General features: G+C 68.4%; 1 protein-coding gene. It reads left to right on the plus strand.

The window, feature by feature from the left end; translation table 11 throughout:
* Window positions 1–154: 154 nt before the first annotated feature.
* Window positions 155–591, plus strand: a 437-nt coding sequence (locus tag N5K27_RS29015; RefSeq protein ID WP_279821045.1) for a DUF2857 domain-containing protein, incomplete at its 3' end; no start/stop codon positions are given.

Raw genomic sequence — 591 nt, forward strand, 5'->3', positions numbered from 1 at the left:
TGGCGGCGCTGCTGCATGGCCACGGCGGCTCGGCCACACGCCTGAGCGATGCTGCGCTGGTGAAGCTGTTCCGTCTGCTGCGCCTGGCGCGCCGGCTGCTGGATCTGGAAGCCGGCGTAGCGAGCCAGGATTCCTGAGCGCAGGAGGCTCCCGCATGTCGGCACCGCACCCACTCAACCAGGCCGTGATCGCCCAGGCCCTGCATGACCTGCGCAACGGCCAGTTGCGCCGCTGCAAGGCCATGGGCTTCGGCGAGGAGGAACTGGATGCGCTGAAGCACCCCGAACTCGTGAGCATGCTGGTGAATGCCACGGTGTCGTGGTGTTCGGTGTCGGTGAACCGGGAAGTGTTGAAGCGGCTGCTGAGCCAGGTGCACGACGTGGAGCGGGAGATCGCCACGGTGGACCGCATGCTGCGCCTGGGGGCGAGCACGGAGATGGTCAGCAAGTTCTACGGCCTCACGCATCAGGAAGTGGCGCTGCGCCGCGACATCCTCGGGCTGCCCAAGCGCAAGGGCCGGCATCCGGTGCTCGACGAGGCGCAGGACGTGGCCTTGTGGGAGCGCTGGAAGGCCGGCGTCTCCGAGCGCCA

Source organism: Pigmentiphaga sp. GD03639 (assembly GCF_029845405.1).
Lineage (GTDB): Bacteria > Pseudomonadota > Gammaproteobacteria > Burkholderiales > Burkholderiaceae_B > Pigmentiphaga > Pigmentiphaga daeguensis.